Source organism: Brucella rhizosphaerae, assembly GCF_002252475.1.
In the GTDB taxonomy this organism is placed as follows: domain Bacteria; phylum Pseudomonadota; class Alphaproteobacteria; order Rhizobiales; family Rhizobiaceae; genus Brucella; species Brucella rhizosphaerae.
In genome coordinates, this window is sequence record NZ_NNRK01000009.1 from 1 (window position 1) to 314 (window position 314).

Consider the following 314-nt stretch of genomic DNA (forward strand, 5'->3'; position numbering starts at 1 on the left):
AACATCACCATGGATAATGCCACGGTCATCCGCACCACGGGTGTTGGCTCACATGCAATTTCCATTGAGGGTGGCGCAACAAAAACCTATGGCAGGGATGCCGACCTTGCCACTGATATCTCGGTGACGGGTAAGGACTCGGCGGTGTTTCATGCTGTCGACACGGGCAGCGTACTGACCGTGAGCGATGTCACTTTAAATCCCACTGCTGCATCGGGTGCGGACACATGGACAGCAATAGCCGAAAATGGCGGTACGATTGATTTTGCGAATATCGCCAGCGGCATCAAGAGTATCTGGGCGAAGGGGTCTGA

At 54.1% G+C, this 314-nt stretch carries 1 protein-coding gene; it reads left to right on the top strand.

The window, feature by feature from the left end; genetic code table 11:
- A partial coding sequence (locus CEV32_RS23560) for a hypothetical protein (protein ID WP_167382713.1) occupies positions 1–314 on the top strand: 314 nt, incomplete at both ends.